This is a genomic window from Luteimonas sp. MC1782 (assembly GCF_014164605.1).
GTDB lineage: Bacteria > Pseudomonadota > Gammaproteobacteria > Xanthomonadales > Xanthomonadaceae > Luteimonas.
Genome location: NZ_JACJFT010000001.1, coordinates 1880577 through 1906007, shown reverse-complemented (window position 1 = coordinate 1906007; position 25431 = coordinate 1880577). Strand labels below are relative to the sequence as shown.

At 71.2% G+C, this 25431-nt stretch carries 20 protein-coding genes and 1 pseudogene; 15 read left to right on the top strand and 6 right to left on the bottom strand.

Annotated features, from left to right (window positions below; all coding sequences use genetic code 11):
- Positions 1-10: 10 nt before the first annotated feature.
- The 3 genes from H5368_RS08900 to H5368_RS08890 all read left to right on the top strand — a co-directional run bounded on the left by H5368_RS08900 (position 11) and on the right by H5368_RS08890 (position 5834).
- The gene (locus H5368_RS08900; RefSeq protein WP_182823401.1) at positions 11-3964 is read left to right on the top strand and encodes an amino acid adenylation domain-containing protein; all 3954 of its coding nucleotides are present in this window, start codon (positions 11-13) and stop codon (positions 3962-3964) included.
- Positions 3961-4836 carry an alpha/beta hydrolase gene (locus H5368_RS08895; protein ID WP_182823399.1) on the top strand — a complete coding sequence of 292 codons (876 nt, stop codon included), beginning with the start codon at positions 3961-3963 and terminating at the stop codon, positions 4834-4836. The genes H5368_RS08900 and H5368_RS08895 overlap by 4 nt, the downstream gene beginning before the upstream one ends.
- Positions 4837-4916: 80 nt before the next feature.
- The gene (locus H5368_RS08890) at positions 4917-5834 is read left to right on the top strand and encodes an alpha/beta fold hydrolase (protein WP_182823945.1); all 918 of its coding nucleotides are present in this window, start codon (positions 4917-4919) and stop codon (positions 5832-5834) included.
- 4 nt (positions 5835-5838) lie between these two features.
- Here H5368_RS08890 and H5368_RS08885 read toward each other — a convergent pair whose 3' ends face one another.
- Complete coding sequence (locus H5368_RS08885; protein ID WP_182823396.1) at positions 5839-6291, bottom strand: YkgJ family cysteine cluster protein; 453 nt, start codon at positions 6289-6291, stop codon at positions 5839-5841.
- 79 nt (positions 6292-6370) lie between these two features.
- Complete coding sequence (gene tenA, locus H5368_RS08880; protein ID WP_182823394.1) at positions 6371-7042, bottom strand: thiaminase II; 672 nt, start codon at positions 7040-7042, stop codon at positions 6371-6373.
- 119 nt (positions 7043-7161) lie between these two features.
- Between tenA and oleC the strand changes: the two genes are divergently transcribed.
- The 8 genes from oleC to H5368_RS08840 all read left to right on the top strand — a co-directional run bounded on the left by oleC (position 7162) and on the right by H5368_RS08840 (position 14432).
- Complete coding sequence (gene oleC, locus H5368_RS08875) at positions 7162-8832, top strand: olefin beta-lactone synthetase (RefSeq protein WP_182823392.1); 1671 nt, start codon at positions 7162-7164, stop codon at positions 8830-8832.
- Positions 8833-8834: 2 nt separating this feature from the next.
- Positions 8835-9839, top strand: a complete 1005-nt coding sequence (gene oleD / locus H5368_RS08870; protein WP_182823390.1) for a 2-alkyl-3-oxoalkanoate reductase — start codon at positions 8835-8837, stop codon at positions 9837-9839.
- A 59-nt stretch (positions 9840-9898) separates the two neighbouring features.
- Positions 9899-10057: a DUF1328 domain-containing protein gene (locus H5368_RS08865; protein WP_182823388.1), complete on the top strand. Its 159-nt coding sequence runs from the start codon at positions 9899-9901 to the stop codon at positions 10055-10057.
- Positions 10058-10195: 138 nt separating this feature from the next.
- A complete protein-coding gene (locus H5368_RS08860) occupies positions 10196-10855 on the top strand; it encodes an SCP2 sterol-binding domain-containing protein (protein ID WP_182823942.1) in 660 nt (219 codons plus the stop codon).
- Entirely contained in the window at positions 10852-12525 is a 1674-nt protein-coding gene (gene ubiB / locus H5368_RS08855) for a ubiquinone biosynthesis regulatory protein kinase UbiB (protein ID WP_182823386.1), read from the top strand. Before H5368_RS08860 ends, ubiB begins: the two co-directional genes overlap by 4 nt.
- 50 nt (positions 12526-12575) lie before the next feature.
- A complete protein-coding gene (locus H5368_RS08850; protein WP_255486408.1) occupies positions 12576-13337 on the top strand; it encodes a pseudouridine synthase in 762 nt (253 codons plus the stop codon).
- Positions 13338-13389: 52 nt separating this feature from the next.
- Complete coding sequence (arfB, locus tag H5368_RS08845; protein ID WP_182823382.1) at positions 13390-13809, top strand: alternative ribosome rescue aminoacyl-tRNA hydrolase ArfB; 420 nt, start codon at positions 13390-13392, stop codon at positions 13807-13809.
- An 8-nt stretch (positions 13810-13817) separates the two neighbouring features.
- Entirely contained in the window at positions 13818-14432 is a 615-nt protein-coding gene (locus H5368_RS08840) for a lysophospholipid acyltransferase family protein (RefSeq protein ID WP_182823380.1), read from the top strand.
- 67 nt (positions 14433-14499) lie between these two features.
- On the opposite strand, the gene H5368_RS08835 is transcribed toward H5368_RS08840, so the two are convergent.
- The 3 genes from H5368_RS08835 to H5368_RS08825 form a co-directional block, all read right to left on the bottom strand.
- Positions 14500-17553 carry a TonB-dependent receptor gene (locus H5368_RS08835; protein WP_343203897.1) on the bottom strand — a complete coding sequence of 1018 codons (3054 nt, stop codon included), beginning with the start codon at positions 17551-17553 and terminating at the stop codon, positions 14500-14502.
- 82 nt (positions 17554-17635) lie between these two features.
- Positions 17636-18724, bottom strand: a complete 1089-nt coding sequence (locus tag H5368_RS08830) for a FecR domain-containing protein (protein WP_182823376.1) — start codon at positions 18722-18724, stop codon at positions 17636-17638.
- Positions 18702-19274: a sigma-70 family RNA polymerase sigma factor gene (locus H5368_RS08825; RefSeq protein WP_182823940.1), complete on the bottom strand. Its 573-nt coding sequence runs from the start codon at positions 19272-19274 to the stop codon at positions 18702-18704. Before H5368_RS08825 ends, H5368_RS08830 begins: the two co-directional genes overlap by 23 nt.
- A gap of 130 nt (positions 19275-19404) precedes the next feature.
- Between H5368_RS08825 and H5368_RS13520 the strand changes: the two are divergent.
- Both H5368_RS13520 and H5368_RS13515 read left to right on the top strand, forming a co-directional pair.
- Positions 19405-20115: pseudogene (locus tag H5368_RS13520) on the top strand (cyanophycinase); the annotation flags it as partial.
- Positions 20116-20379: 264 nt separating this feature from the next.
- A complete protein-coding gene (locus H5368_RS13515) occupies positions 20380-21342 on the top strand; it encodes an isoaspartyl peptidase/L-asparaginase (protein WP_255486492.1) in 963 nt (320 codons plus the stop codon).
- Between the two features lie 15 nt (positions 21343-21357).
- Here the strand turns inward: H5368_RS13515 and H5368_RS08815 are convergent, their stop codons facing one another.
- Complete coding sequence (locus tag H5368_RS08815; protein WP_182823372.1) at positions 21358-22362, bottom strand: LysR family transcriptional regulator; 1005 nt, start codon at positions 22360-22362, stop codon at positions 21358-21360.
- Positions 22363-22430: 68 nt separating this feature from the next.
- On the opposite strand from H5368_RS08815, the gene aceB reads away from it, so the two are divergent.
- A complete protein-coding gene (gene aceB, locus H5368_RS08810) occupies positions 22431-24062 on the top strand; it encodes a malate synthase A (RefSeq protein WP_182823370.1) in 1632 nt (543 codons plus the stop codon).
- 64 nt (positions 24063-24126) lie between these two features.
- The gene (aceA, locus tag H5368_RS08805; RefSeq protein ID WP_182823368.1) at positions 24127-25422 is read left to right on the top strand and encodes an isocitrate lyase; all 1296 of its coding nucleotides are present in this window, start codon (positions 24127-24129) and stop codon (positions 25420-25422) included.
- The last annotated feature ends 9 nt before the right edge of the window (positions 25423-25431 follow it).

Sequence of the window (25431 nt, the reverse complement as noted above, 5' to 3'; positions counted from 1 at the left end):
CGAGCCAGGAATGCGTATCGACCACTACGTTGCATCGTGGGCGCGGGCGCGGCCGCGGTCCGTCGCCGTAGTGCAGGGCCAGCGCGTGCTCGACTTTGGCGCCCTCGACAACGCCTGCAGTGCGTTGGCGCTGCGGTTGCGACGTGCGGGCGTCGAGCGTGGAACCCGCGTCGGACTCCAGCTGGCCTCGCCGTTGGACGCATTGCTGTCGACGCTGGCGGTGCTGCGCGCCGGTGGCACATGCGTGCCGCTTGCCGCCGGTGGCCCGGTCGATGGGCAGCGCGGCATCGTTGCGCAAGCAGGCATCTCGCTTGTGCTTGCGGATGGCGCGCTGCGCGCCAGCTTCGACGGCGTGGTCCGGATGTCCACGCTCGATGCACTTCCGGCCGTTGCCGCGGATGCCACGTCATTCGTGCAGTCCGAAGACCATGCCGATGACATTGCTTTCATGGTGTGTTCGCCTGGCAGCGACCATGCGCAATGCGCCAGGATCAGCCACGGCAACATGGTCGGGATCGTCCGTGGCATTGCCGGGCAGGTGTTCGGAGCCGACGGCATCCGCATGCTCGTCGCGAGCGCGCCGCATCAGCCGCAGGTCTTGATCGAGTGGTGCTTGCCGTTGGTCACCGGCGGCACCGTGGTACTTGCGGACCACGGCGTGGCTGACGACGTCGATGCCTGCCGACGCACCATCGACGCGGCCAGCGCCAACGCCGTGGTGATGGCGCCGGAAGCACTGCGCCAACTGTTCGACGCACAGTGGAGCGGCGGCAAGGCCGTCAAGATCCTGGCGGACGCCGGCACCGACGCGCCAGGGTTCGCCGAACCCTTGTTCGATCGATGTGCCGCCGTCTGGCGCTTCCACGGCGCGATCGGCGCCACGCCGTGTGCCACGCTGCATCACATGCAGCCCGGCGAGTCACGCGTGCTGCTGGGCCGTCCGCTCCCGGGCGTGACCATAAGTATTCGCGACGGTGCTGGGCGGGAAGTGCCCCGGGGCATTCCCGGCGAGGTTTGCGTATCCGGCGTCGGGACTGCCGGCGAGGGGCCGGCCGGGCTGCGCACGGGCGCGATGGCACGTCTCCTGGCGGATGGGACGCTCGAATACCGCGGGCGCAACAGGGCATCTGCGCCGTCGGCCGTGCAGCCCGTTGCCGGGAAGGGCCAGCCTGCGCGCGATGCAGGTGATGGCGCGCCGGGATCGGCGGTATGGAACGAGACACAGCGCACGTGGGAGCCTGTGCCGTCTCCCTACCTGCATCGCATGATCGAGCAGCACGCGCGGCTGGCGCCGGATGCCGTTGCAGTCGTCGCGCCCGACGGCTCGCTTACCTATGGGCAGCTGGATGCGCGCGCGCAGGACATCGCGCGGCGACTTCGCGCGCTTGGCGTGCGGGCAGGAGATCGTGTCGCACTCTGCGCCGAGCGCGGGCTGGACATGGTGGCCGGCATCCTCGGCGCACTGAAATCGGGTGCCGCGTATGTGCCGATGGATCCGGCGTATCCCCGCGATCGGCTCGTCGAGATCCTGGTCGACAGCGGCGCGAAGGCGCTGCTCCTCGGGCCCGGGCTGGATGGGTCGGGTTTCGCCAGCGCCGACAACTGTGCAGTTGTCACGTTGCATGACGTGCAGAACGCGGCCGCGGATGGGCTGGTGGCGACGTGTGCCGCGGACGGGCTCATGCCCACGAGCCCGGCCTACGTCATCTACACATCGGGCTCCACCGGCAAGCCCAAGGGCGTGGTGGTGCCGCATTGCGCCGTCGTCAACCTCTTCCACGAGGCGAAGGAGCGTCCCGGTCTATCACCCGAAGACATCGTGCTGGCCACCGTCAGCATGGCGTTCGACCCTTCCGTGGCCGACCTGCTGTTTCCACTCGCCGTTGGTGCGCGCGTGGTCATCGCCGACCGCGACACGGTGATGGACGGCGCGGCGCTGGCGCAGGCGCTCACGACGCATCGCGCCACCCTGATGATCGCAACACCATCCGGCTGGCAACTCCTGGCGTCCACGGCGTGGCGTCCGGAGGGACGATTCGTGGCCTGGTGCGGCGGCGAGGCGCTGTCCACGGAACTGGCCTCGCGCCTGCTTGGTCGCGGCATCGAGCTGTGGAACCTGTACGGCCCGACCGAGACGACGGTGTGGTCGACCTCCACGCGCATCGAGGCGAACGCCGGCGGCACGCCGGACATCCACATCGGCAGGCCGATCGCCAACACCACGGTGTGGGTGCTGGACGAGCAGGGCGACCTCTGCCCGGTGGGCGTATCGGGCGAGATCTGCATTGGCGGTGCGGGCGTGGCGCTGGGCTACCTCGGACGGCCCGGGCTGACGGCCGGGACGTTCATCGAAGACCGGATCGCGCCGCGCGACCACGGCACCGGCCTGCCGCCGCGCCTGTACCGCACGGGTGACCGTGGCCGCTGGCGTTCCGATGGCGTCCTGGAGCACCAGGGCCGGATCGACTTCCAGGTGAAGGTGCGCGGCTATCGCATCGAGCCGGGCGAGATCGAGGCGGTGCTGGAGTCGGCGCCGGAGATCTCGCGCGCGGTCGTGGTGGTCCGCGAGGACCAGCCGGGCGACCTGCGGATCGTCGGCTACATGGCGGGCACAGACGTCGACGAGGCGGCGCTGCAGTCGCGCCTGCGCGCGACGTTGCCGGGGTACATGGTGCCGCAGCATCTGGTGCTGCTGGATGCGCTGCCGCTGTTGCCCAACGGCAAGATCGACCGCAAGGCCCTGCCCGCGCCGCAGCCCGGGCACGTGCCCGTGCCCCGGCCCGCAGCCGCAACCCCGGCCGCCCCGCAGCCGGCCACCGCCGCCGCCGCGCAAGCGCCGGGAAGCCCTGTCGACGCAAGCGCCACCCACGAAGATCCGCGGGTGGCGTACCTCGTGGCCGTGTGGACGGAGATCCTTGGCGCCGCGGCATCGCCAGAGGACAATTTCTTCGACCTGGGTGGGCACTCCATGCTCGCGGCGAAGCTGGCCAACCGGGTCGCGCGCGAGACCGGGCATCGCATCAGACTCATGCCCCTCGCAACCCGGACGCTGGCCCAGCTGGCGAGTGACATCCCGGCCTCGGCGCTGCCTTCCCCCGCGGCGGTGGGCGATGCGCCGATCACCCGGCTGCCCGACGCGACGCGCGATGCGGGGGCCGGCGAACGGGCCTTCTTCTTCGGCACCACGGCGCGCCGCATGTTCGGCATGGTGCACCGCGCGTCACCGGCATCCGACAGCGGCGTGCCCATCCTCGTGGCGCCACCGCTGCTGCTGGAGGGCGTGACCTGCCAGCGCGCGTTGTGGACGCTTTGCGAATCGGTGTCCGCGCAGGGCGGCGATGCCATGCGCTTCGACTGGTACGGCACGGGCGACTCGGCCGGGGGCTCCGGCGAGGTCACCCTGCCCGGGCTCCAGGTCGACCTTCGACTGGCCAGCCAGCGGCTGCCGCGCGGCAGCGGGCAGCGGATGCGCGTCGTCGCGTTCCGCAGCGCAAGCCTGCCGGTGCTGGCGGCGGCGGTCGCGGGCGCGCAGGCGGTCGACCTCGTGCTCTGGGATCCGGTCGTGTGCGGCGGTCCACTGGTCGAGGAATGGCGTCGCCAGCACGCTGTGCAGCTGGCAGGCCGGACACGTTTCCGCCGTGCGGTGCGCGTGGCCCGGGCAGACGCCGAGCTGCTCGGCTTCGACGTCGCCCCGGGCTTCATCGATGCGCTGGCGCGGTCCGACTTCCGCCGCAGCGCGTTGCCGCCGGGGAGCCGCCTGTGTGTCGTGGCGTGGCCCGGGCCGAACGACGACGTGGAGGCGTTCATCGCCATCCAGCGCGAAGCGGGCATCACCGTCGAGCAGGTAACCCTGCAGGCCGCTGACCGGCCCGCATGGGACGATGCGCACGGGCTGGAGGACCAGGTGTTTCCGCGGCGCAGCGTCGCCGAAGTGGCGGTCCTGCTGGCGGGTGCACGCGCATGACGACGCTGCCGCTGTCCGCGACCGCGCCGCTGCGCGCGGTGGATCCGCGTCCGGCGAGTGCGGAGGACGGGGTGGAAGAATCCGTCCATGTGTTCGCCGGGAACCTGGTCGGCGTGCTGACGCAACCCCCTGGAGGCACGCGGGCCCGCGCCGCGCTGGTCCTGCTCAATGCCGGGCTGACGCACCGCATGGGGCCTTTCCGCCTGTATGTGCAGATGGCACGCGTGCTGGCCGCGCAGGGCTTCACGGTGTTCCGGTTCGACCAGTCGGGACTTGGCGACAGCGCGCTGTCCACGCAGGTCACCGCCGGGCGGGTGATGGCTGAGACGACGGCCGCGATGGACCTGGTGACCTCACTTACCGGGGTGCGCGAGTTCGTCCTGGGCGGCCTGTGCTCCGGCGCCAACGATGCCTTCAACATCGCGCCGGAGGACGCGCGCGTGGCCGGCTTGCTGCTGCTGGATGGCGTCGGTTATCGCACTCCCGGCTACCACCTCCGCCACTACCTGCCGCGCCTGCTGCGGCCCGCCAGCATCTGGGGCTATTTCAGGAGGCGGCTGGGTCCGCCGAGGGACACGCCCCCGCCGGAGCTCGACGACTTCAGCGATTTCCCGACGCGGGCCGAGGCCGCGCGCAGGCTGGAGGCGCTCGATGCGCGCGGCGTGCAGGCGCTGCTGCTCTACACCGGCGGGGTTGGCGACTACTACAACCATCGCAGCCAGGCCCGCGCGTGCTTCGGCGCGGTGATGCGCTCGCCAGGAATGGCGACGGACTATTGGCCGGAGTGCGACCACACGTTCTACCTCCGTGCGCATCGCGAGAAGCTGTTCCAGGCCGTTTCGCAGTGGATGCTCGCGCGGTTCGGGGCCTGAGCGGGACCGTGCGACGCGTCGCTTGGCCGATAATGGCCTCCCCAGTGACGAGCAAGCACAGCGTGATGGCTGTTTCCACGATGGATTTCCCCGACTATCCCTTCACCCCGAAGCGCTTCCAGGTGCGCCCGGGCATCGCCATGAGCTACCTCGACGAGGGCCCGGGCGACGGCGAAGTGGTGGTGATGGTTCACGGCAATCCGTCGTGGAGCTACTACTGGCGGCACCTGGTGTCGGGGCTGTCGGATCCGGCTTCCGGCAAGGGCTATCGCTGCATCGTGCCCGACCACGTCGGCATGGGCCTGTCGGACAAGCCGGACGACGCGCCCAACGCGCTGCCGCGCTACGACTACACGCTGCAGTCGCGCGTCGACGACCTGGGCGCGCTGCTCGCGCATCTCGGCATCGCGGGGCCGGTGACGCTGGCGGTGCACGACTGGGGCGGGATGATCGGATTCGGCTGGGCGCTGGCGCACCAGCACCAGGTGAAGCGGCTGGTGATCACCAACACCGCCGCGTTCCCGATGCCCGACGCCAAGCCCATGCCCTGGCAGATCGCGCTGGGCCGCGACTACACCGTCGGCGAGCTGGTGATCCGCGGCTTCAACGCGTTTTCCGGCGGTGCCTCATGGCTCGGCGTGGAGCGGAAGATGCCGGCCGACGTGCGCCGCGCCTACGTGGCGCCCTACGACAGCTGGAAGAACCGCATCTCCACGGTGCGCTTCATGCAGGACATCCCGCTGTCGCCGAAGGCCCGCGCGTGGCCCTTGGTGGAGGCCGCGGGCCAGCGGCTGCACGAGTACGCGGCGCTGCCCGCCTTCATCGGCTGGGGGCTGAAGGACTTCGTGTTCGACCGGCATTTCCTGCAGCGCTTCCAGGCGGAGCTGCCGGACGCCGAGGTGCTGGCGTTCGACGACGCCGGTCACTACGTCCTCGAAGACAAGCACGAGGTGCTGGTGCCCGCCGTCCGCGACTTCCTGGCGCGCAACCCGCTGTAGCGGCTCAGGCCGCGATCGGCGGCGGCAGGGCGGGCGGCGGCGAGCCGCCATCGTTCGGTGTGTCGTTGCCGTCGGGGTTGCCGTCGCGGTCATTGGCCGCGGCCTCGCGCCAGGCCCAGTCGGCGCGGGTCAGTGCCGGCAGGCCATGGGCAACGCGCGCGTTGTCGCACTGCCGGCTCGCGGCGCCGAATTCCCAGGATGCCGGCACATCGCGGCAGGCCTGCGGGCGCACCGGGTGGATCGTGCACCGGGAGTAGCGCCCGATGTCGGCATCCAGCGCGACGCAGCGCGGTTCGCTGCCGCCGAAGGTGCCGAGCATGGCCCGCTCATGGCTGCGCAGGGGCATGGTCAGTTCGGGCGGCACCCTGCCACCCAGCGCGGGATCGGCCTCGGACCAGTGGAAGCTGACGCGGTAGAAGGCGCAGCAGGCGCCGCAGCTCAGGCAGGGATGGGGCACGTGGGTGTCGCCGGAGCCGGGCAGCGGATTCTTCGGCCAGCCGCTCCGGGGCGCAAGTGCCGGAGCGGCGCGCGCCGCCTCAGCCCCGTGCCGCGTCCAGGCCCTGCTGCCAGAAGTCGGCTTCCAGTCGCGCCGCCTTGGCAAAGATGTCGACCAGTTCGCCGAAGCGGTTGTCGCTGGCGTAGCGCCGGCCAAGGTCGTCGAGCCAGGCGTGCGCCGCCACCCCGACCTGCTGGAAGGCCTCGCCGGCGTACTCGCCGATCCATTCGCGGTACGGATGCGCGGAATCCAGCGCGCCGACGCCGGCCGGCGCCAGGCGGCGGCCGATCTCCGCGTAGCCGAGCGTGCACGGGATCAGCGCCACCTGCAGGTCGAGGAGGTCGCCGGACATGCCGATGTCGAGCACGAAGCGCGTGTAGGCGACGGTGGCGCGCTGCTCGGGCGCGGCCTCCACGTCGGCCGCCGACAAGCCCCAGCGCTCGCACAGGCGCAGGTGCAGGTTCATTTCCACGTCCACGATCGCCGCCAGCCCGCCCTTGGCCGCGCGCATGTCGGCCATGGTGCGGCTCTTGTACGCGGCCAGCGCATGCGCGCGCGCGAACTGGATCAGGAACAGGTAGTCCTGGACCAGATAGTTGCGGAAGGCGGCCTGGGGAAGCGTGCCGTCGCCGAGGCCGCGCACGAAGGCGTGGTCGACGTAGGCGTTCCAGTCGGTGGCGGCGGCTGATTTGAGGCGATCGAACAGCGACATGGTCGAAGGTGCTCCAGCGGTGTCGGCCGCGGCGAAGGACGCGGGATTGTCGGTGATCGGCGCCGGCGGCGTCCATGCGACGGCGTGGACGCCCTGCGGCGCCGGGCGATAATCGCCGCATGAGCGAACCCTGCAACATCGCGGCGGCGCTGCCGCGGCTGGCGGCCGAGGCGCCCGACCGCATCGCCATGCGCTGCCCCGGCAGCGATGGCCGCTACGCTACCGCACTGACCTATGCGCAGCTGGACGCGCGCAGTGATGCGATCGCCGCCGGTCTCGCCGCGCGCGGCATCGTCCGCGGCACGCGCACGGTGGTGATGGTGCGGCCCACGCCCGAGTTCTTCCTGCTGATGTACGCGCTGTTCAAGGCCGGCGCGGTGCCGGTGCTGGTGGATCCGGGCATCGACCGGCGCGCGCTGAAGCAGTGCCTGGGCGAAGCCGCCGCCGAGGCCTTCGTCGGCATTCCGTTGGCGATGTTGGCGCGCGTGCTGCTCGGCTGGTCGCGCGCCGCGCGGGTGCGCATCACCACAGGTGCGCGGCCGTGGTTCGCCGACGCCACCCTGGCCGCGGTCGAACGCGAAGGCGCGGGCGCCGGACCGCAGCTGGCCGCGACCGCGCCGGATGATATCGCCGCGATCCTGTTCACCAGCGGGTCCACCGGCGTGCCCAAGGGTGTGGTGTACCGCCATCGCCACTTTGCCGCCCAGGTCGCCATGCTGCGCGACGCCTTCGGCCTGGCGCCCGGCGGCGTGGACCTGCCGACCTTCCCGCCATTCGCGCTGTTCGATCCTGCGCTCGGGCTGACCTCGGTCATCCCCGACATGGACCCCACGCGCCCGGCCAGCGCGGACCCGCGCAAGCTGCACGCGGCGATCGCCCGCTTCGGCGTGACCCAGCTGTTCGGCTCGCCGGCGCTGATGCGCGTGCTGGCCGAGCATGGCGTGCCGCTGCCCACGGTGACGCGCGTGACCTCGGCCGGCGCACCGGTGCCGGCGGATGTGGTGGCGAAGATCTGCGCGCTGCTGCCGCCCGACGCGCAGTTCTGGACGCCGTATGGCGCGACCGAATGCCTGCCGGTGGCGGTGATCGAAGGGCGCGAGCTGATGACGCTGCGCGCGCGCACCGAAACCGGCGCCGGTACCTGCGTCGGCCGGCCGGTACCGCCCAACGAGGTGCGCATCATCCGCGTGACCGATGACGCGATTCCGGAATGGTCGGACGACCATCTGGTGAAGCCGGGCCAGGTCGGCGAGATCACCGTCGCCGGGCCGACCGCCACCGACACCTATTTCAAGCGTGATGCGCAGACGCGGCTGGTCAAGATCCATGAGGCCGGCGCCACCGGCGAGCGCATCGTCCATCGCATGGGCGACCTCGGCTACTTCGACGCGGAAGGCCGGCTGTGGTTCTGCGGCCGCAAGTCGCAGCGCGTGGTCACGGCCGCGACGACGCTGTGCACCGAGCAGGTCGAGCCGGTGTTCGACACCCATCCCGACGTGTGGCGCACGGCGCTGGTCGGCCTTGGCGCGCGCGGTGCGCAGCGGCCGCTGCTGTGCGTGGAACTGCACAAGGGCGTGGCGCGCGGCGAACACGCGCGGATCGCCGCCGAGCTGCGCCACCTCGGCGAAGGATTCGTGCACACCGCGCGCGTCGACAGCGTGCTGTTCCACCCCGCATTTCCGGTCGACATCCGCCACAATGCGAAAATCGGCCGCGAGAAGCTGGCCGCGTGGGCCGCGCGCGAAGTGCGCCGCGGCAAGGTCTTCGAGCCGGTGAAGCAGGAGGGTTGAGCGTGAGGGTGCTGGTCACGGGCGGTGGCGGGTTCCTTGGCCAGGCGCTGTGCCGCGGCCTGGTGGCGGCGGGGCATGAGGTCACGAGTTTCAACCGAGGGCACTACCCCGCGCTCGACGCCATGGGCGTGCGCCAGCTGCGTGGCGACCTGGCCGATCGCGACGCGGTGATCGACGCCTGCGCGGGCATGGACGCGGTGCTGCACAACGCCGCCAAGGCCGGCGCCTGGGGCAGCTACGACAGCTACCACCGCGCCAATGTCATGGGCACCGGCAACGTGCTGGCCGGGTGCCGCGAGCACGGCATCAGCCGGCTGGTGTACACGTCCTCGCCCAGCGTGACCCACCGCGCCACGCACCCGGTCGAAGGCGGCACCGCCGACACCGTGCCCTATGGCCAGGACCTCAAGGCGCCGTACGCCGCCACCAAGCTGATCGCCGAGAAGATCGTGCTGGCCGCCAACGACGACGAGCTCGCCACGATCGCATTGCGCCCGCGGCTGATCTGGGGGCCTGGCGACAACCAGCTGCTGCCGCGCCTGGCCGAACGCGCGCGCGCCGGACGCCTGCGCTTCGTCGGCGACGGACTGAACCGCATCGACACCACCTACATCGACAACGCGGCGCAGGCGCACTTCGACGCCCTCGCCGCGCTGGCGCCGGGCGCGGCCTGCGCCGGGCGCGCGTACTTCATCAGCAACGGCGAGCCGATGGCGGTGCGCGACATCGTCAACGCGCTGCTGGCGGCGGTGGGCGCGCCCCAGGTGCGCAAGACGCTGCCGTTCCGCGCCGCGTACGCCATCGGCGCCGCCTGCGAGGCGCTTTGGCCGCTGCTGCGGCTGCGCGGCGAGCCGCCGCTGACGCGCTTCCTGGCCGAGCAGCTCAGCACCACGCACTGGTACGACATGGCGCCGGCGACGCGCGATTTCGGCTACGTGCCGCGGGTGACCATTGCCGAAGGCCTGCGCCGGCTGGCGGCCGACGCGGCGGGATCCGTCACCCGCTGACGACTCCGGCTTGGCGACCATGGCGCTGCGCCGGCCCGACGGCCGGAAGGGAGACCGCCATGCTCAGCTACGCCCTGATCTTCATCGTCATCGCCATCATCGCCGCCGTGCTCGGTTTCAGCGGTATTGCCGGTGCCGCCACCAACATCGCCTGGATCCTGTTCGTGGTGTTCCTGGTGCTCGCCGCGGTGTCGTTCTTCCGCGGCCGCAAGGTCTGACCGGCCGGGCCGGCGCGCGCGCGTTGGCGGCCACCAGCCGTCACCTCGCGTGCGCCGCCGGCCCGCACCATCGCCGCGGCGTCGCGCCCGCACCGGGTGCCGCCGCGATGGCCGATGGCAGGTCGCTACAATGCCGCCATGGCCGACACCACGTTCCCGTTCCCCGCCTGGAAGCCGCTCGCGGGCCGTGCCCTCGAGGCTGCGCTGAACCGCGCGCTGGCGCTCGACGACGACACCCGCCGTGACCTGGCGCGTCTCGCCGGACGCAATGTCGCCCTGCACCTGGCGGCACCGCCGCTGGCGCTGGCGATACGCGTCGATAACGACGCACTGCGGGTGGGGCCGGTGGAGGCCGACGCACCTGCCGACCTGTCGATACGCAGCACCCTGGGTGGACTGCTGGCCCAGTTGCCGGCGCTGCTCGGCCGCAACCGCGATGACCACGCCACTCCCAGCGGCCGCTTGCGCATCGAGGGCGACGCCGAGCTTGCACGCGCGCTGCAGCGCATGGCCTCGCGCTTCGATCCCGATTGGCAGCGGCCGTTCGTGGCGGCGTTCGGCGAGGTCATGGGCGTGCAGGTCGCCAATGCCGTGGCCGCGACGCTGAAGGGCGCGCGCACGGCCGGCAGCAACCTGGCCAGCAGCGCCGCCGAGTACGTGGTCGAGGAATCGCGCGACGTGATCGGCCGCGACGAGCTGGACGCGTTCCACGACGACGTCGACGCGGTCCGCGACGATGTCGAACGCCTGGCCGCGCGCATCGCGCGCCTCGGGCGCGGCGCCGGAGGGCGTGCATGAAGACGGCGGTGCGTGCGCTCGGCATCGGTCGCGTGCTGCTGCGCTATCGCCTCGACGAGATGTTCGCCGGCACGCCGGCCGAACGCTGGCTGCGGCTGATGCGGCCATTCGTGCCGAGTGCCTCGCGCGAGATCGCGGCAATGCCGCGTGGCGCGCGCCTGCGCCTGGTGCTGGAGGAACTCGGCCCGATCTTCGTCAAGTTCGGGCAGATCCTCTCCACCCGCCGCGACCTGGTCCCGGCCGATGTCGCCGACCAGCTGGCGCTGCTGCAGGACCAGGTGGCGCCGTTCGACGGCGAGCTCGCGCGCGGCATCGTCGAGGCCGCACTCGGGCGCAGCATCGTTGAGGCCTACGCCAGCTTCGATACGCGCCCGCTGGCCTCGGCATCGATCGCCCAGGTGCACGCCGCCACCCTGCATGCGGTCGATGGCGCGCCGCCGCGCGAGGTGGTGGTGAAGGTGCTGCGCCCGGGTATCGAAGACCGGATCGCCGGCGACATCGCCCTGCTCAACCGCATCGCCGCGCTGGTCGAGCGCTCGCATCCGCGCGCCGACAAGATCCGTCCGCGCGAGATCGTGGCCGAGATCGAGTCCACGCTTGCCGCCGAGCTCGACCTGCAGCGCGAGGGCGCCAACGCCTCGGTGTTGCGCCGCAACTGGCTCGGTTCGCCCGACCTGTACGTGCCCGAGCCGGTGTGGAGCCACAGCGCGGAGCGCGCGCTGACGCTCGAGCGCGTGCGTGGCATTCCCAGCGACGACATCGCCGCGATCGACGCCGCCGGCATCGACCGCAAGGCGCTCGCCGCCAAGGGCGTGCGCGTGTTCTACACCCAGGTGTTCCGCGACAACTTCTTCCACGCCGATGCCCACGCCGGCAACATCTGGGTCGACACCGACCCGGCGCATCGCGCCAATCCGCGCTTCATCGCGCTGGACTTCGGGATCATGGGGCAGCTGTCGAGCGAGGATCAGTACTACCTCGCCGAGAACTTCATGGCGATCTTCAACCGCGACTACCGGCGCATCGCCGAGCTGCACGTGCAGGCGGGCTGGATGCCGTCGCACCTGCGCATCGACGAACTGGAGGCCGCGGTGCGCGGCGTGTGCGAGCCGTACTTCACCCGCCCGCTGTCGGAGATCTCGCTGGGCGAGGTGCTGCTGAAGCTGTTCCGCACCGCGCAGCGCTTCCAGCTGACCCTGCAGCCGCAGCTGATCCTGCTGCAGAAGACGCTCCTCAACATCGAAGGCGTCGGCCGCCAGCTCGACCCGAAGATCGACATCTGGGCGGTGGCGCGGCCGGTGCTGGAACGCATCCTCGCCGAGCGCTACAGCCCGCAGCGGCTGGCGCGCGAGTTCCGCAAGCGCCTGCCGGAGATGGTCACCCAGGCGCCGGAGATGCCGCGGCTGGTGCATGCCTGGCTGAAGCAGCAGGTCGAAGGCCAGCACCAGCTGTCGATGCGCTCGGACGACATCGGCGAGCTGGTGCAGGTGATGGCGGCGATGCAGCGGCGTACGGTGTCGGCGATCGTCGGCGTCGGCCTGCTGCTGGTCGCCAGCGTGCTGTATGCGCTCGAAGCCGGCGGCCCGGCGCTGTGGTCGGTGCCGGTGGCGGCGTGGGTGGCGGGCGTCGGCGGCTTGGCCGCGCTGCTCGCGGCCTGGCCACGGCGATGACAGTGGGGTACGGCGGCGGTGATCCGCACGCCGCTGCGCCGCCCGCTGACATGGAATCCGCAGCCGCGACGCTGACCGACGCGGAGTGCGCAGACAGCGACACGCCGGCACCGGCTGCGCTCGACGTGCTGTACGAAGAGGCGACCTTCGCCGTCGTCGACAAGCCCGCCGGTCTGATGGTCCACGACAGCAAGCTCGCGCGCGGCGAGAGCGACTTCGCCGCCAACCGCCTGCGCGAGCAGTTCCACAGGCCGATCTTCCTCGTCCACCGCCTCGATCGTGCCACCAGCGGCTGCCTGCTGCTGGCCTTCGACCGCGGGACCGCATCGCTCCTCGGCAAGTCGCTGATGGCCGGCGGGCTCGACAAGGCCTATCTCGCGGTCTGCCGCGGCTGGCCGGCGGAGGCCGCGTTCGAAGTCGACCATGACCTCGACGGCGGCCCCGGCAAGCCGCAAAAGAAGCCGGCGGTCACGCGCTTCGAGCGCCTGGCCACGGCGGAGCTGGCGCTGCCGTCGGCCGGTTTCGAGACCTCGCGCTACGCACTGCTGCGCGCCTGGCCGCAGACCGGGCGCTTTCGCCAGATCCGTCGCCACCTCAAGCATCTCTCGCACCACCTGATCGGCGACACCAGCCACGGCGACGGCCGCCACAACCGCAGCTTCCGCATGCTCGGCATCCACCGCATGCTGCTGCACGCCGAGCAGCTGTCGTTCCCGCACCCGCACGATCCCGCCAGGCACGTAGACGTGGTGGCGCCGCCGGATGCGGAGTTCAGGCGCGCGCTGGCGCTGTTCGATCCACCGTCGGCGTGAGCCTGCGACGGCCGCGTGCCGCCGCCCGCCGTACAATCCGCGCCGACACGCCATGACCAGCACGCCGCCCGCCATCACCATCCCCGAAGACGAGCTCGTCGAACGCTTCGTGCGCGCGTCGGGCCCGGGTGGGCAGAACGTCAACAAGGTCTCGACCGCGGTTGAACTGCGCTTCGACATCGCCAACTCGCCCACGCTGCCCGAACCGGTGCGTGAACGCCTGCTCGCGCGCCGCGACCGCCGCGTCACCACCGAAGGCGTCCTGGTGATCAGCGCGCAGCGCTTCCGCACCCAGGAGCGCAATCGCGAAGACGCGCGCGAGCGCCTGGCGACGTTCGTCGCCGCCGGCCTGCACGTGCCCAAGCCGCGCGTCGCCACGCGCCCAAGCCGCGCGGCCAAGGCCAGGCGGATGGATGACAAGCGCGTGCGTAGTACGATCAAGAAGGGCCGCACGGGGCGCGGCTGGGACTGACAGGGCGCATGCGCGAGACGGCTGCCGGCGGAAACGACATCGTGCCGACACTGCCGCCGAACGCGCCGCGCCTGAAGCCCAATCGGCTGGCCCGCTGGTTCGGGCGCACCGTGCTGCGGATGGGCGGTTGGCGCATCGTCGGCGAGCTCCCCGACGTGCCCCGGCTGGTGCTGATCGCCGCGCCGCATTCGTCGAACTGGGATGGCGTGTGGGGCTTTGCCGCCAAGCTCGCGATGGGGCTCGACATCCGCCTCATCGGCAAGCGCGAGCTGTTCTGGTGGCCGTTGGGGCCGTTGCTGCGCGCGCTCGGCGTGACCGCGATCAACCGCAGCGTGTCGTCCGGCGTGGTGGAACAGGTCGTCACGCTGATCCGCGGCAGCGAGCGCTTCTGGTTCGGGCTGGCGCCCGAGGGCACGCGCAAGCCGGTGGAGCACTGGAAGCGCGGCTTCCTGAAGATCGCCCGCGCCGCCGACGTCCCGGTGCTGCCCGCGTACTTCCACTACCCCGACAGGATCATCGGCTTCGGTCCCCTGTTCCACGTCGGCGACGACGACGACGCCGACATGGCGCGCATCCGCGACTGGTACCGGCCGTGGATGGGGAAGCGGTGCGGAACGGTCTGAGGCACGCATGCACGGCCGCCGCGACCGGTGCGCGGCAAGGCCGGCCCGGTCGCGGACTCGCGCGCGGCTACAGCGGCCCGCCGCCGAACTTGTGCGTGTACTGCAGGTAGAAGCTGCGGCCCTCGGTGTCGAACCAGGAGATGTCGTAGTACGGATACCCGGTGTACGTGGGGTCGTGCGGCGGCGCCTTGTCGAACAGGTTCACCACCGTCAGCGACAGGCGCGAATGGTCGTTGAAGGTGAACTGCACGTTGGCGTTGTAGCGGTAGGTGGCCGCGATCCACGGGCTGTTGCCATCCTCGGGGTCGTAGATCTCGTAGTACGAGTCGTCGTTGGGCAGGCTGCCAAGCCGGCGCCCCTGGATCGATGCCGACAGCGCGTCCTTCTCCCACGACAGGCGCAGGCTGGCCTTGCTGCGCGGGATGTCGTAGCCGCTGTTGATGGCGAACATGTCGACGATGTCGGCGCCGGGGTATTCCTGGATGTCGTGCCCGCGCACCCAGGTGTAGCTGCCGTTGAGCCGGAACGTGCCGGCGCGCGTGTCCCAGCGCAGGTTGGCGCCGACGTCGACGCCGCTGGTGGTCTCGCGCGCGATGTTGATGGGATTGACGTGCACGCCGTAGATGCTGCCGTCGGGCATGCGGGTGATGCGCGCCAGCGTGTCGACGCACAGCGGCGAGTCGATGTCGGCTTCGCCCAGTCGGCAGTCGGCCTCGTTGCGCATCACCTCGTCCGCGCGCAGGTCCTTGACCTGGTTGCGCATGTCGATGTCGAAGTAGTCGACGGACAGGTCGAACCAGCTGGCCGGCGACCAGACCATGCCCGCGGTCCAGGAGCCGCTGGTCTCGGGTGACAGGTCGCGGTTGCCTTCGCGGCTGCGGATGATGCCCTCGCCGCTCCAGCTGCAGTCGTCCAGCGCCTCGTCGGGCTCCTCGGTCGCGCAGCGGTAGTAGTCGTCGACCGAGGTCTCGTCGTTGCCGGGGCCGGAGAAGATGTAGTGCATGTCGGGCGCGCGGAACGCGGTGCCGTAGGAGCCGCGCACCAGCAGGCTGGCCGCGGGCCGCCACTCCATGCCCGCGCTCCAGGTGAACCGGCCCGGGTCGCGCCCGGCAAAGCGGTACTGGTCGTAGCGGCCGGCCACGCTGAGGTTGAGCGTGTCCACCAGCGGCATGCGCAGCTCGCCGGCCAGCGCCCAGCGGTTGCGGCTGCCCTGGCCGTCGGAATCCTTCCAGCTGTAGTAGTAGTACCCGGTGGCGAGCGGGTCGGGCTTGAGGTCGTAGGACTGGTGGCCGAGCTCCGCGGTCGCGGCAAAGCCGACCGGGCCGCCCGGCAGCGTGAACAGGTCGGCCTGCGCCAGGGTGAGCGCCAGCGTCTGCGTGTCGGATTCCGGCTGGTACGTGGTGTGCGCGAAGATGCTGTCGTACTCGGCGCGCGTGAGCGGCGTCCACAGGCGCGCGTGGTCGGCGTTGTAGATCGGGTAGCCGTCCTCGTCATAGCCGAGCTGCGGCCCGAGGAAGAGGTTGTTGGCGCGTTCGGCCACGATCTGCGGCCATCTGATCTGCGCGGTGTACTGCGCGTGGCTGAGCGCCGCCTCGTAGTCCCAGTCGCCCCAGATCGAACCCTTGAATCCGGTGGTCACGCTGAAGGTCTTCTGCACGGTTTCCACCATGCCGGTCTGCAGCCCGCCCATTTCCTCCAGGGTGAACTGGCGCTGCCAGTACTCGAGCTGCTCGGTGTTCTGGTTGTAGAAATAATCCCACTCGGTGCCGTCCGGCGTCATCAGCGCCCAGCTGCGCGGACCGCGGAACAGCGACACCTCGTGGCGCCCGGCCTGGACATCGGCGAACCATTCCGTGTCGTTGTCGAACCGGTAGCTCATCGACGCGTAGCCGTTCACGCCTTCGCGCTTGCTGATCATGGTGCGGTAGGCCACCGAGCGGTCGCTGCCGCAGTAGTTGCCGTAGCGGGGGCGAAACGCGTACCCCATGGTGCCTTCATTGAGGTGCGACATCGCGTTGCAGGTGTCTTCGCCCGGGTCGATGTAGTCGTCCCACCAGTCGGTGATCAGGAAGTTGCGCGGCGGCAGCTGCGAGTTGGCGGTGGGCCCGTCGAACGAGGAATCCTGCTGGGCGCGATCGAAGCCCCACAGCGGTTCCTGGCGGCGATACTCCAGGCCGACCACGCCGCCGAAGTTGCCGCGCTCGAAGCCGCTGGACAGGTTCAAGCGGTGTGACTCGCCGTCGCCTTCGCCGGTCTGGCCGTAGCGATAGTCGATGGTGGTGCCGTCGGCCGTGCGCTTGAGGATGAAGTTGACGACGCCGGAGATCGCGTCCGAGCCGTAGATCGCCGAGGCGCTGCCGGTCAGGATCTCGATGCGTTCGATCATGCCCAGCGGCAGGCTCGACACGTCGGTGAAATTGCTGCGGCCGCCGAACGGCATCGGGAAGTCGGCCATGCGCCGGCCGTTGACCAGCACCAGCGTGTGGTTGGGCCCCAGCGCCCGCAGGTCGACCTGCTGCGCGCCGGGCGAAAAATCGGCGCCGCCCGCGGACTGCTGGCTCTGCGTCTGGCCGCCGTTCTGGGTGAGCGACTGCATCACGTCGGGCACGCTGGTGAACCCGCCGGCCTGGATGTCGGCGGCGGTGATGACGGTGACCGGCGCCGGGCCTTCGATCTGCGCGCGCGGGATGCGCGAGCCGGTGACCTGCACGGCCTCCAGGTTGGCGATCTGCGGCTCCGGCACGGGAGCCGCCGCGGGTTCCGGCGGAGGTGGCGCCGGCGCGGCCTGCGCCGGCGCAGCCGTGGCGCCGGCCTGGGCGACGATCAGCACGGCGCCCGAACTGTCGTGGCGTGCCCCGAAGCCGGTGCCCTGGAGAATGCGGTCCAGCGCCTGCGATGCCGACAGGCTGCCGCTCGCGCCGACAGTCCGCCTGTCACGCAGCTGGTCTGCGCGGTAGACCAGCTGCGTGCCGGATTGCCTGGCCAGGGCATCGAGCGCGGTGGCGAGGTCGCCGGCGGGAATGTCGATGGTCGACGTGGTCGCGCCCTGGGCGTTGGCTGCCAGCGCGGCGGAGCAGGCCAGGGACAGCAGCAGCAGGCGCAGCGGTTTGACTCGTTTCACAAGCATTCTCCCCTGGGGCGTTCGGACGACGCCTTTCGATAACAGGACGAACGAGCCGGCCAAATCCCCCGGGGGCCCGATGTCAGCGCGCGTGCAGCACGATCTCCTCGCGGCCATGGTCGGCGCGCACCGGGAAACCCTGTTCAAGCAGGCGCACGAAACCCTCGGCGTTGGACCAGCGGAAGCTGCCGCCGATGCGCAGCGCGCCGACCGACGCATCGGCCACCACGATCCTGCGCGCGCTGTAGCGGTTGAATTCGGCAACGGCGTCGGACAGCGCGGTATCGCGGAAGACCAGAACCCCGTCCATCCAGCCGACCATGCGTTCGGCTTCGGCCACCGTGCCTGCGGTGACCAGCAGGCCGGCCGGTGTGGTGAGCGCAACGCTGCCGGCCGGGAGCACGGTCGCCGCGCTGCGGTCGGCGGACTCCAGCCGCACGCTGCCTTCGGTGACGACGACGCGCAGGTCGCGGCCGTCCATGCGCACCGAGAAGCGGGTGCCGACCGCCACCACCCGGCGCTCGCCGGCCTGGACCACGAACGGCCGGCGCGGGTCCCGGGCGGCAGCGAAGAACGCCTCGCCCTTGAGCAGCTCGACCTGCCGCTGGCGGCGCGACAGGCGGACATCGATGCGGCTGTCGCTGCCCAGGGTGGTGCGCGATCCGTCCGCCAGCGGCACGGTGCGGATGGCGCCAGGCACGGTCCGGTGCGATGAGGCATCGATCGCCGTGGCGTGCTGCCACGCCATTGGCAATGCGACCGCGAACACCGCCAGCGCCGCCAGGGCCGCCGCGACGGGCCATCGCGCGCGGCGCGCGATCCGCGGCGATGTGAACACCACGCCCGACATGTCCGGCGTGCCGGCTCCGGTGGGCGGGGCATCGGCGTGCACGTGTGGTGCGCCGTGCTCGCCCCAGTGCCCCCGCGCGGGCGGGCCCTCGCGCACCCCGGCGCCCAGCGCCTGCAGGCGCCCGCACTCGTTCCATGCCGCATCCAGCCGCAGGAACGCGACGTGGTGCGCGGTGGCCGCGCTCAGCCACGCCTGCAGCGCGCGGGCGTCGGCGTCGGTCCATGCGTCGCCGTCGCGGCGGGCCAGCCAGTCCGCGGCGATACGCTCGACGTCACGGCTGTCGCCGCCGCCGCTGCCATTACTCGCTGCGTCGCTGGCCATCGCCTGCCCGCGCCTGCGGCGCCATCGCCTCGTGGCGCTCCTCGCCGGCGTAGAACCCGTCGGCCATGAGCCGCATGCCCTTGGCCAGGTGCTTCTCCACGGTCTTTTCAGTGATTCCCATGCGCACGGCCACCTCCTTCTGCGAAAGATCCTCGACCCGCCGCAGCCAGACCACCTCGCGGCACCGGTCCGGGAGCCGGTCGAGCGCATCGGCCAGGCGTTTCAGGACCTGGCGTCCGGCGCACCAGCGTTCGGGCGAGATCTCGTCTATCAAGACGTTCATCGGCTCGAAATCACCCACCGGCTCGATCGACACCACGCGGCCACGACGCACGCGATCAATCAGCAGGTGGCGCGCGGTGGTGAACAGGAAGGCCTTCGGCTGCCGAGGCAGGCCTTTGCCGGCGGCCTCGTAGACGCGGATGTAGACCTCCTGGCGCAGGTCGTGCACCTCGTCCTGGCGCGGCCACGCGCGGCGCAGGTAATGCAGCAGCGCTTCCTCGTGGACGAGGATCTCGCTGGTGAACCATGCATCGAGGGCGGCGGGCATCGCCGCACCATAGCGGATCGGTGCGCCCGCGCGGCAGCGCGCGCTGCGGGGGGAATCGGCGCCGTCGTTCGTCTGGTTCAATGGACCGCGCAATGACGCGGCAACCGCAATCGACAGGGGATACGTGGACATGATGAAAGCCGCCAGCCGGACCTTGCTGCTCCTGGTCGCCGCGTGCCTGTGCCTGGCGTCGCCGCTGCATGCTGCCGACTACCAGCGTCACCTGGTGGGCGATCCGGCACTGCCGACGCCGGGCGCAACTTCGCCGGGCCTGCTGCTGATGGGCGGCGGCGATCGCAACCACGCGGCGCTGCGCTGGTTCCTCGACAAGGCCGGCAACGGGCACGTGGTGGTGTTGCGCGCGTCGTTCGGCGGCGAGATCGGCGAAGAGTTCCACGATGAGGTGGGCGGCGTGGCTTCGGCGGAGACCTTCGTCTTCAGCGGCCGCGCCGCCGCCGATGATCCGGCGCTGCTCGCCAGCCTGGCGCGCGCCGACGGCATCTTCATCGCCGGCGGCGACCAGTCGCGCTACGTGCGTTTCTGGCGGGATACCCCGGTGGCCGCGGCGCTGCAGGCGCACGTGCGCGCCGGCAAGCCGCTCGGCGGCACCAGCGCGGGCCTGGCGATCCTCGGCGAGTTCATCTACGGGGCGATGGACGACGGCAGCCTGCGCAGCCCGGAGGCGCTCGCCGACCCGCTGGGTGCGGCCAACACCATCGAACGCGACCTGCTGGACATCGACCTGCTCGCCGGCGTGGTCACCGATACCCACTTCACCGAGCGCGACCGCCTCGGCCGCCTGGTCGCGTTCGTCGCCAAGGCCGAGTCGATGGCCGATGGCCGCGCCGTCATCGGCCTGGGCGTCGACGAGGACGCTGCGCTTGCCGTCGAGGGCGATGGCCGCGCGCGCGTGTTCGCGACCAGCCCCGGCAGCGGGGCAACGGTGGTGCGCGGCGGTTTTGCAGAGGCGCAGCGCGCCGGCACGCCGCTGCGCCTGGCGCGCGTGGACACGATCGGAGTGGGGACCGCATCCACCCTGCACCTGCCCGAAGGCCGCGTCGACGCGCCCGCGTTCCGCCGCAGCTATCACGCCGACGGCGGCCGGCTGGAGCCGCTCGCCACCGCAGTGCTGGCGATCCATGGCGGCGCCGGCGTGGAACGCGCCGGCATGACCGCCGATGATGTCGCCGCGGCGCGCGCCGCGCTGGAGCGCGCGCTCCGCGCCGGCCATGCGCGGCTGGAGGCGGGCGCGCCGGCGCTGGAGGTCGTGGGTGCCGCGATCACCGTCCTCGAGGACGCTCCGATGTTCAACGCCGGGCGCGGCGCGGTGTTCACCCACGATGGCCGCAACGAGCTCGACGCCTCGCTCATGGATGGCGCCAGCGGCCGCGCGGGCGCGGTGGCCGGTGTGCAGCGCGTGCGCAATCCGATCCTGCTGGCGCGCGCGGTGATGGAGCACTCCCCGCACGTGATGATGGTCGGCGCCGGCGCCGAGGCGTTCGCCGGCGAACAGGGCGTCACGCTGGTCGAGCCCGCGTACTTCCATACCGACAAGCGCTGGGAGCAGCTGCAGCGCGCGCTGCGCGAGGACGCCGCGGGCCAGGCACAGGCCGGCCCCGGCAGCACGATGTACTTCGGCACGGTCGGCGCGGTGGCGCTGGATGGCGCCGGCCACCTCGCGGCCGGCACCTCCACCGGCGGCATGACCAACAAGCGCTACGGGCGCGTGGGTGACTCGCCGATCATCGGTGCCGGCACCTGGGCCGATGCGGCGTGCGCCGTGTCCGGCACCGGCTGGGGCGAGTACTACATCCGCACCGCCGCGGCGCACGAAATCTGCGCGCGTGTGCGCCATGGCGGCGAGGACATCCGCACCGCGGCCGAGGGCGTGATCAACGGCGACGTGGTGCGCGCCGGCGGCGACGGCGGTGCGATCGCGCTGGATGCCGGCGGCACGGTGGCCTTCCCGTTCAACACCGAGGGCATGTTCCGCGGCTGGATCGGCACCGACGGCGTGCCGCACGTGGCGGTCTTCGCCGAAGACGCGCTGCCCGCCGTGGGCGAATGACGCGGCGGCGGGTGCTCAGCGCTCCGAGTGCCCGCCTTCGTCGTGCCCGCGGCGCACGAACAGATCCGGCTTGATCAGGTCCATGAACGCGCGCGCCTGCGGTGACAGCAGCTTGCCCTTGCGCACCACCACGCCGTAGCTGCGCGCCGGGAACCAGGCGTCGAGCGGGCGGATCGCGAGCCGCTCGTGGTCATCGTTGTCCAGGCAGATCGAGCTGACGATGGAGATGCCCATGCCCATCGCCACGTACTGCTTGATCACCTCCCAGCCGCCGACCTCCAGCGACACCGTGTACGGCACGCGCGCCTGGTGGAACACCAGGTCGACCAGCCGCCAGGTGATCTGGCGCTGAGGAGGCAGGATCAGCCCGTACTTCGAGATGTCGGCGAGCGACAGGCGCGGGATGGACGCCAGCGGGTGGTCGCGCGGGGTGATCAGCATCGGTGTGAACTCGTAGACCGGCACGTAGGCGAGGTCCGCGGGCACATCGAGCATCGAGCCCACGACCAGTTCCACCGTGTCCGCGCGCAGCAGGTCGGTGCCGTCGGCGCTGATGGTGTTGTGCAGGCGCAGGCGCACCTCCGGGTGCTGCTGGCGGAACGCTTCGACGATCCGCGGCAGCAGGTAGAGGATGGTCGAGCTGTTGGCGGCGATTTCCAGCTCGCCGGCGTCCATGCCCGCCAGCTGCCGGCGGAACGCGCCGGGCAGGGCATCCAGGCCCTCCACCAGCGGGCGGGCAAGTTCGTACAGGGCCTCGCCCTCGCGGGTGGGCAGCAACCGGCGGCCGCTGCGCTCGAACAGACGCGCGCCGAGGTCACGCTCCAGCGCCTGGAGTTGCTGGGTCACGGCCGGCTGGCTGACGTACAGCGCGTCGGCCGCGCGCGAGACCGAACCCAGGCGGATCACCTGGCAGAAGGCGCGCAGCGGCTTCAGGCGGTCGCCCTTGTAGCTGAAACGGCGCAACGGCGCGGTATCCGGCACCTGCAGTCCCTGTCTATAACGTGAAGTTATAGATGGCATTGCTATTCCTGCTTTGTCAAATACTTCCTGCCGGGCAATGGTTCACCCCCCGCTTCGCAGGAGCCGTCATGTCCGCAGTCCTCCACCCCGTCGAGCCGGCGCCTGCTGTCGTCAGCGCCAGCGCCGCGGCGGCGCCCGATGTCATCGGCAACGACGCGCTGGCCTTCCTCGCGGACCTGCACCGCCGCTTCGAACCGCAACGCCAGGCGCGGCTGGCCGCGCGCCGCGTGCGCCAGGCGGCGTTCGACGGCGGGGCGCTGCCCGACTTCCGCGCCGATACCCGCGCCATCCGCGACGCCGACTGGCGCGTGGCGCCGCTGCCGGCGGCGCTGCTGGACCGGCGCGTGGAGATCACCGGGCCGGTCGACGCGAAGATGGTGATCAATGCGCTGAATTCGGGCGCCAGCTGCTACATGGCGGACTTCGAGGACTCCACCTCGCCGACCTGGGACAACCTGGTGGGCGGCCAGCGCGCGCTGCGCGCCGCGGTCGCGGGCGACCTGGCGTTCACGGCCGACACGGGCAGGGCCTACCGGCTGAAGCCGGAGGCGGAGCGCGCGGTGCTGATGGTGCGCCCGCGCGGCTGGCACCTCGACGAGAAGCACGTGGCGGTCGACGGCGCGCGGATCAGCGCCAGCCTGTTCGATGCCGGGCTGTTCTGCTTCCACAACGCGGCCGCGCTCGCCGCCGCCGACCGTGGCCCCTACCTGTACCTGCCCAAGCTGGAGTCGATGGAAGAGGCGCGGCTGTGGGACGCGGTGCTGGCGCATGTCGAAGGCACGCTCGGCCTGGTGCCGGGGCAGATCAAGGTGACGGTGCTGATCGAGACGCTGCCGGCGGTGTTCGAGATGGACGAGATCCTGCATGCGCTGCGCGGGCGCATCGCCGGCCTCAACTGCGGGCGCTGGGACTACATCTTTTCCTACATCAAGACCTTCCGGCGCCATCGCGACCGGGTGCTGCCCGAGCGCGGCCAGGTGACCATGGTCGCGCCGTTCCTCAAGGCCTATTCGGAGCTGCTGATCCGCACCTGCCACCGTCGCGGCGCGCACGCCATGGGCGGCATGGCGGCGCAGGTGCCGGTGGCCGGAGACCCGGCTGCCAACGACGCGGCCATGGAGCGCGTGCGCGCCGACAAGCTGCGCGAGGCGTCCGCCGGGCATGACGGCACCTGGGTGGCGCACCCGGCGCTGGTGCCGATCGCGCGCGGGATCTTCGACGCGGCGATGCCCGGTGCCAACCAGCACCACGTGCTGCGCGATGACGCCGATGCCGATCGCGACGCGCTGCTGGCGGCGCCGACCGGCACCATCACCCGCAAGGGCTTCGAGGGCAACGTCGAAGTCTGCGTGCGCTACCTCGCGGCGTGGCTCGACGGCAACGGCTGCGTGCCGATCCACTGGCTGATGGAGGACGCGGCGACCGCCGAGATCGCACGCGCGCAGCTGTGGCAGTGGCTGCACCACGGCGACGGTGGTGATTTCGATGGCGTGCGGCCGCTGCTGCACCTGCACGACGGCGAGCCGGTCGACTTCGCGCTGTTCGAGCGCGCGCTGCTCAACCTGCCGTCGTGCCTCGCGGCCGAGCCGATGCCCGGCGCCGGCCGCGTCCAGGAGGCCATCGCGTTGCTCGAGGAACTCACGCGCGCCGACGAGCTGGCCGCCTTCCTGACCCTGCCTGCCTACGAGCGCCTGTCCTGATCGCCCGTCCGTTGTTGTTCCACCCCCACGATCGCCACGCGCGATCCCACGTAAAGGAACTGCCATGACCACCATGCCAACCGCCGACGACCTGCAGCGCGACTGGGACAGCAACCCGCGCTGGGCCGGGATTACCCGCAACTACACCGCCGCCGACGTCGTGCGCCTGCGCGGCACGGTCAGGGTGGAGCATTCGCTCGCGCGCCTGGGCGCGGAGAAGCTGTGGACCTCGCTGCAGGAGAGCGACTTCGTCAACGCGCTGGGCGCACTGACCGGCAACCAGGCCATGCAGCAGGTCAAGGCCGGGCTGAAGGCGATCTACCTCAGCGGCTGGCAGGTGGCGGCCGATGCCAACCTCGCCGGGCAGATGTATCCCGACCAGTCGCTGTACCCGGCCGACTCGGTGCCGTCGGTGGTCAGGCGCATCAACAACGCGCTGCTGCGCGCCGACCAGCTGCACCATGCCGAGGGCAACGACGACATCGACTTCCTGCAGCCGATCGTGGCCGATGCCGAGGCCGGCTTTGGCGGCGTGCTCAACGCTTTCGAGCTGATGAAGGCGATGATCGAGGCGGGCGCCGCCGGCGTGCACTTCGAGGACCAGCTGGCCTCGGTGAAGAAGTGCGGGCACATGGGCGGCAAGGTGCTGGTGCCCACGCGCGAGGCGGTGGAAAAACTCAACGCCGCGCGCCTGGCCGCCGACGTCATGGGCGTGCCGACCCTGATCGTGGCGCGCACCGATGCCGAAGCCGCCGACCTGGTCACCTCCGACATCGACGACAACGATGTGCCGTTCACCACCGGCGAACGCACCGTGGAAGGCTTCTACAAGACGCGCAAGGGCCTGGACCAGGCGATCAGCCGCGGCCTGGCCTACGCACCCTACGCGGACCTGGTGTGGTGCGAGACCGGCAAGCCGGACCTCGAGTTCGCGCGCAGGTTCGCCGAGGCGATCCACGCGAAGTACCCCGGCAAGCTGCTCGCCTACAACTGCTCGCCGAGCTTCAACTGGAAGAAGAACCTCGACGACGCCACCATCGCCACGTTCCAGCACGAGCTCGCGCGGCTTGGCTACAGGTTCCAGTTCATCACCCTGGCCGGCTTCCACGCGCTGAACTACTCGATGTTCAACCTCGCGCACGGCTATGCGCGGCGCAACATGAGCGCATTCGTGGAGCTGCAGGAAGCCGAGTTCGCCGCCGCCGACCGCGGCTTCACCGCGGTCAAGCACCAGCGCGAGGTCGGCACCGGCTACTTCGACGCGGTCACCCAGGCGATCCAGCAGGGCCAGTCGTCGACCACCGCGCTCAGCGGCTCGACCGAGGAAGAGCAGTTCCAGCAGGAGGTGGTCGCGGCCTGAGGCCGCACC